Raw genomic sequence first — 5,121 nt, 5'->3', positions numbered from 1 at the left:
CCGGGCCAGGGTCCACAGGACCAGGAGGTCCAGGATCATCACGGCGATGCACCAGACGGGGTAGTACGGGATGAACATGAACTGGCTGATCAGGCTGATCGCCGCGATCGCCAGACCCGCGGAACGGGCCCAGGGGACGCGGCGGAGGAGAGCGGCGCCGCCCGCCAGCAGGGCGACGCCCAGCACCAGGTGGATCCATCCCCAGGCCGTGAGGTCGAACCGGTACTCGTAGTGCAGCGGCGTGCCGAAGAGACGGTCGCGGGCGATGCCGGCGATGCCCTGGAGGATGCTCAGCACACCGCTGAGCACCATGCCGATGCCCGCGAACTGCCCTGGCGAGGACGGCCGTACGCCGTCGCCCGGCCCGTTCCTGTCGCGTCGCACCTCACCGGGCATGCCCGCCATGGCTGTCACCTTTCGTCCTGGTGCGGAACCAGCGGCGTTTTCCGCCACGGTCACAGCGTGGTCCCGCGGCTCCGGCGGGGCGACCGCACAGGGACCGTCCGGGTGATCCGCCGTCGTCCGGTCAGGAGCGCCCGACCAGCTCCGCGGCCTCGCGGGCGACGGCCTCGGGGGGCGGCCCCGCGTCCAGCGCCGCGCCCTTCTCGTCGGGCTGGAGCGGTTCCAGCGTGGCGAGCTGGGAGTCGAGGAGGGTCTCGGGCATGAAGTGACCGGTGCGTCCGCGCAGGCGCTCCGCGAGGAGGTCGCGGCCGGCGGTGAGGTGGAGGAACAGGGCGGAGGGGCAGGCGGCGCGGAGGGCGTCGCGGTAGGAGCGGCGCAGGGCGGAGCAGGCGACCACTCCCCCGGTGCCGGCCTTCTCGCGGTCCTCGAGCCAGCGTCCGACCGTCTCCAGCCACGACCGGCGGTCCTGGTCGTCCAGCGGGACGCCGGCGGACATCTTGCGGATGTTGGCGGGCGGGTGGAAGTCGTCCGCCTCCGCGAAGGGCAGGCCGAGGCGTTCGGCGAGGAGGCGGGCGACCGTGGACTTGCCGGCGCCGGAGACGCCGATGACGACGACGCACGGGGCCCCGCCCCCGTCCCGGTCGTTCACGGCCCGCGTCGTCATCGCGGCGGCAGGACCGCGTCCTGGTGGAGCAGGTCGTCCCGCCGCCCGGGGGTGTGCCGGCGCGCCGGCCCCCGCGAGCCGGCCGGGTACTCCTCCAGCGGGACCAGCCCCCGTTCCCAGGCGGACAGCACCGGCTCCACGACCCGCCACGCCTCCTCCGCCTCGTCGCCGCGCAGGGAGAGCGCGGGGTCGCCGCGCAGCACGTCCAGCAGCAGGCGTCCGTAGGCCGGGAGGTCGGGCGGGTCCATCCGGGCGCTCAGCGAGACCTGCGTGAGGCTCTCCACCTGCGAGCCGACGACGTTCATCTCCATGGCCAGGCTCTCCGGCAGGAGTCCGAAGCGCAGCACGTTGGGCCGGACGGCGTCGTCCTGCCCGAAGGGCAGGTGCGGGACGGGCCGGAACCGCACCGCGACCTCCATCCGGTCCTGGCCGAGGCCCTTGCCGGTGCGCAGCCGGAACCTGGTGCCGGACCAGCGCCAGCTGTCGAGTTCGAGCTCGACCTCGGCGAAGGTCTCGGTGCGCCGCGCCGGGTCCACGCCCTCCTCGTCGGTGTAGGAGGGCACGTCGTGGCCGCCGACGCGGCCGGCCGCGTAGCGGGCGCGGCGGGTGCGGTGCACCACGTCGGCGTCGGTCAGGCGCCGCACCGAGCGCAGCACGTCGACCTTCCGGTCGCGCAGGTCGCGCTCGCCCAGGGTGAGCGGCGGCTCCATGGCGACCAGGCACAGGATCTGGAGGAGGTGGTTCTGGATCATGTCCTTGAGCGCGCCGACGTGGTCGTAGTAGCCGGCGCGGCCCTCCAGGGCGAGGGTCTCGTCCCAGACGATGTCGACCTCGGCGATGTGCGTGCTGTTCCAGAGGGGTTCCAGGACCCGGTTGGCGAGCCTGCTGCCGAGCAGGTTCTGCACGGTGGTCATGGCGAGGAAGTGGTCGACGCGGAAGACGGCCCGCTCGGGCAGCAGGCCGGCGAGGAGCCGGTTGAGTTCCTCCGCGTCCGACAGGCTCTCGCCGAACGGCTTCTCCGTCACGATGCGGCTGCCCCGGGGCAGTCCGGCGTCGTGCAGGGCGGTCACGGTGGCGGCGAACAGCGCGGGCGGCAGGGCGAGGTAGACGGCGACCGGGTCGTCGCCCGCGACGGCGGCGGCCACCTCGGCGGGGTCGGTGACGTCGGCCCTGCGGTAGTCGCAGGCGGCCGTGACGGCCCGGACGGACGCGGGCGGCAGGTCCGCCCCGTGGCGCGCGAACTGGCCGGCGGCCCAGTCCCGGTACCGCTGCCCGTCCCAGTCCTCGCGGCCGGCGGCCGTCATGGTGAACCGGTCGTCGAGGTGTCCGCCGGCGTGCAGGGCGGCCAGGGCCGGCAGCAGGTAACGGCCGGTCAGGTCACCGGTGCCGCCGAGGACGACGAGGCGTCGGACGGTCATCGGCCGCGGCCCTCCGCCCGTGCCGCCACCCGTGCGCGGTGCGCGCCTCCGGCGGTGACGCCGGTGGGGCCGGACGCCTGCGGGAAGTTGCCCATGGGTGCTCCGCTCGTCGGGTCGGTCTGTCGGAGGGCGGCCCGGGCGGGCCCGCCCGGACGCACGGCGACGCGTGCGGGCCGTGGGTGCCGTCGGGCCTCCCCCGGGCGGCCGGGCCGTGCGCCGGCCGGAAGCCGCGCGGGGCGAAGGGGCCTCGCCCTCCGCCGGCCGTCCCGGGCGTGCCTGTGCCTGTGCCTGTGCCTGTCACCCTCCCCGAGGCCGGGTCGGGCCGCAAACGGTCCCCGATCCGGTTGGTGCGTTCGGGGCATCTCGGCGGATGGATCCTCAGGGCGGCTCGGGGGCGCGGCTCCTAGTCTGATCATCATGACGAGCACAGGCGCCCAACGGGCTTTCATCGGTTCCTTCACGACGAGCGGCGGACGGGGGATCGTCCAGGCCTCCGTCGACCCCGGCACCGGCGCGCTGACCCCCACGGCCGCCGTCGCCACCGTGCCCAACCCGTCCTATCTGGCGCTGGGGCGCCGGGACGGCGGGCCGGTGCTCTACTGCGTGTCCGAGACGGCGCGGGGCGCGGTGGCCGCCTACGACGTCGCGGGGTCCGTCCCCGAGCCGATCGGCGGGCCGGTGCCGGTGGAGGGCGCCGATCCGACGCACCTCGCCGTGCTCGGGGACCACCTGGTGACCGCCAACTACGGCTCGGGAAGCGTCACGGCACTGCCGCTGGCCGCCGACGGGGCCCCCGGGGCGGCCGGTGGCCTGCTGCGCAACGAGGGGGCGGGGCCGAACCAGGAGCGCCAGGAGGGCCCGCACGCCCACCAGGTGGTGGTGCCGGACCCGGCGGGCCGCTGGGTGCTGAACGTCGACCTCGGCACCGACTCGGTGCGGGTCTGCGAGCTCGACCCGGCCACCGGCCGGCTCCGCCTCCACTCCGACGTCCGGCTGCCGCCCGGCACCGGCCCGCGCCACCTGGTCATGCACCCGCGCGGCACCCACGCGTACGTGCTCGGCGAGCTGCGGCCCGTCGTCACCGTGTGCCGCTGGGACGCCGCGGCCGGGGAGCTGCGGCCGGTCGGCGAGTGCCCGCTGTTCCCGGACGGCGCCGACGCCCGCGCGCAGCCCTCCGCCCCCGTGATCTCCCTCGACGGCCGGCGCCTGTGGGCGGCGGTGCGCGGCACGGACACCGTCGTGGTGCTGTCGGTGGACGGGAGCGGCGAGCGGCTGGAGGTCCTCACCTCGGTGCCGTGCGGCGGGAACTGGCCGCGCGACCTGGTGCTGCACCCGTCGGGCGGTCGGCTGTACGCGGCCAACGAGCGTTCGGGGGACGTGACCTGGTTCGACCTCGACGAGGAGGGCGTGCCGCGGCGGGCCGGGGCCGTCGAGGTCCCCGCGGCGTCCAGCGTCCTGTTCGTGTGACGCGGGCCGGTCCCGGGCGGAGGTGGGAACTCCGTCCGGGGCCGGTCGTGCGCCGCGGGGGACCCGGTGCCGCGGCAGCGGGGTTCCCGTGGAGGCGCCGACCCCTCTGCCCGGAATGTACTGTTTGCGCTGACACGGCGAGCCCTTCGGCGTCGCCTGCCGCCTGCCGAGGAGGAAGCGTGAGCGATCAGCGGGGGAAGCCGGGCCGCATCGTGGTCGGGGTGGACGGTTCGGACCCGTCGAAGGAGGCGCTGCGGTGGGCGGTGCGGCAGGCGGAGTGCACCCGGGGCACGGTGGAGGCGTTGAACGCCTGGGACTTCCCGCACCTCCACGGAAGCCTCGGCTGGCTGCCCCCGCCGAGCGCCGACGAGGCGGCCCTGCGGGCGCGGGCGCTCGAGGAGCTCGAGGAGGCCGTCCGGGAGGCGGCGGGGCCGCGGCCGCCGGCCGGGATCCGCGCCGAGGTGCGCCACGGCGCGGCGGCCGGCGTGCTGATCGACGCGTCCCGGGGCGCGGCCCTGCTGGTGGTCGGAAGCCGGGGGCTCGGCGGGTTCTCCGGGCTGCTGCTGGGGTCGGTGACCCAGCACTGCGTGCAGCACGCCGCCTGCCCGGTGGTGGTGATCCGCCACGATGACACTGGGTGACCGTTTTTCACACTCCGTGTGAGCCGGGGGTGCGCATATGCCATTCGCACACGCTCCCGGGCTTCCCGCCGGCCCTGTTGACTGCCGGTACGACGGTCGGCCGGCAAGGGCCGGAGGTCGGTGAGGGAAGGGAGTGCACGGTGAACACCACCCCCGAACAGCCGGTGGTGCACAAGGAGGTCGCCGAGCTGCGGCGCCGCTGCGACGTGGCGCAGGCGCGGGTCGACGGCGGGCTGGCCCTGCTCGGCCATCGTGCCGAGGAGACGGCGAAGGAACTGGACGCGCTCGCCGCGCGGGTGGCGGCGCTGGAGCGGAACCGCTGGCCGCTGCGGGCGGTGGCGACGCTCGCCTCGGTGGGGGCGCTGGCCGTGACCGTCTGGCAGACGGTGGGCCACTGAGCCGGAGGGGCACCCGGCCCCACGGGACGCGGACGGCGGCGCACCGCGCGGCCCGCCCGGGGTGGTCCGCCCCGCGCCGCAGGACCGGTCCACGCGCCCCGCGCGGCCCGCCCGGGGCGGCAGGGCCCGCA

6 protein-coding genes are annotated in these 5,121 nt (G+C 76.0%); 3 read left to right on the top strand and 3 right to left on the bottom strand.

Going from position 1 to position 5,121, the window contains the following annotated elements; genetic code table 11:
- The 3 genes from A2U95_RS24170 to A2U95_RS24160 form a co-directional block, all read right to left on the bottom strand.
- Nucleotides 1-405 (bottom strand): DUF7144 family membrane protein (locus A2U95_RS24170; protein ID WP_166026724.1); only part of this gene is annotated, 405 nt, incomplete at its 3' end.
- 121 nt (nt 406-526) lie between these two features.
- The gene (locus A2U95_RS24165) at nt 527-1,066 is read right to left on the bottom strand and encodes a gluconokinase (RefSeq protein WP_166026722.1); all 540 of its coding nucleotides are present in this window, start codon (nt 1,064-1,066) and stop codon (nt 527-529) included.
- Nucleotides 1,063-2,484 carry a glucose-6-phosphate dehydrogenase gene (locus tag A2U95_RS24160; protein ID WP_166026720.1) on the bottom strand — a complete coding sequence of 474 codons (1,422 nt, stop codon included), beginning with the start codon at nt 2,482-2,484 and terminating at the stop codon, nt 1,063-1,065. The genes A2U95_RS24165 and A2U95_RS24160 overlap by 4 nt, the downstream gene beginning before the upstream one ends.
- A 417-nt stretch (nt 2,485-2,901) precedes the next feature.
- On the opposite strand from A2U95_RS24160, the gene A2U95_RS24155 reads away from it, so the two are divergent.
- The 3 genes from A2U95_RS24155 (at nt 2,902) to A2U95_RS24145 (ending at nt 4,990) form a co-directional block, all read left to right on the top strand.
- A complete protein-coding gene (locus A2U95_RS24155) occupies nt 2,902-3,951 on the top strand; it encodes a lactonase family protein (protein ID WP_166026718.1) in 1,050 nt (349 codons plus the stop codon).
- Nucleotides 3,952-4,130: 179 nt separating this feature from the next.
- On the top strand, nt 4,131-4,592 hold the full coding sequence (locus tag A2U95_RS24150) for a universal stress protein (RefSeq protein ID WP_166026716.1): 462 nt from the start codon (nt 4,131-4,133) through the stop codon (nt 4,590-4,592).
- 140 nt (nt 4,593-4,732) lie between these two features.
- Complete coding sequence (locus tag A2U95_RS24145) at nt 4,733-4,990, top strand: hypothetical protein (RefSeq protein WP_166026715.1); 258 nt, start codon at nt 4,733-4,735, stop codon at nt 4,988-4,990.
- The last annotated feature ends 131 nt before the right edge of the window (nt 4,991-5,121 follow it).

It is taken from the genome of Streptomyces chilikensis, from assembly GCF_001642695.1.
Lineage (GTDB): Bacteria > Actinomycetota > Actinomycetes > Streptomycetales > Streptomycetaceae > Streptomyces > Streptomyces chilikensis.
This window is presented reverse-complemented; position numbering and strand designations above follow the sequence as displayed.

Bases quoted from the DNA above. Each gene is read 5' to 3' on its own strand.
- A2U95_RS24155 (WP_166026718.1), top strand. From the start codon at position 2,902: ATGACGAGCACAGGCGCCCAACGGGCTTTCATCGGTTCCTTCACGACG.
- A2U95_RS24165 (WP_166026722.1), bottom strand. From the start codon at position 1,066: ATGACGACGCGGGCCGTGAACGACCGGGACGGGGGCGGGGCCCCGTGC.
- A2U95_RS24160 (WP_166026720.1), bottom strand. From the start codon at position 2,484: ATGACCGTCCGACGCCTCGTCGTCCTCGGCGGCACCGGTGACCTGACC.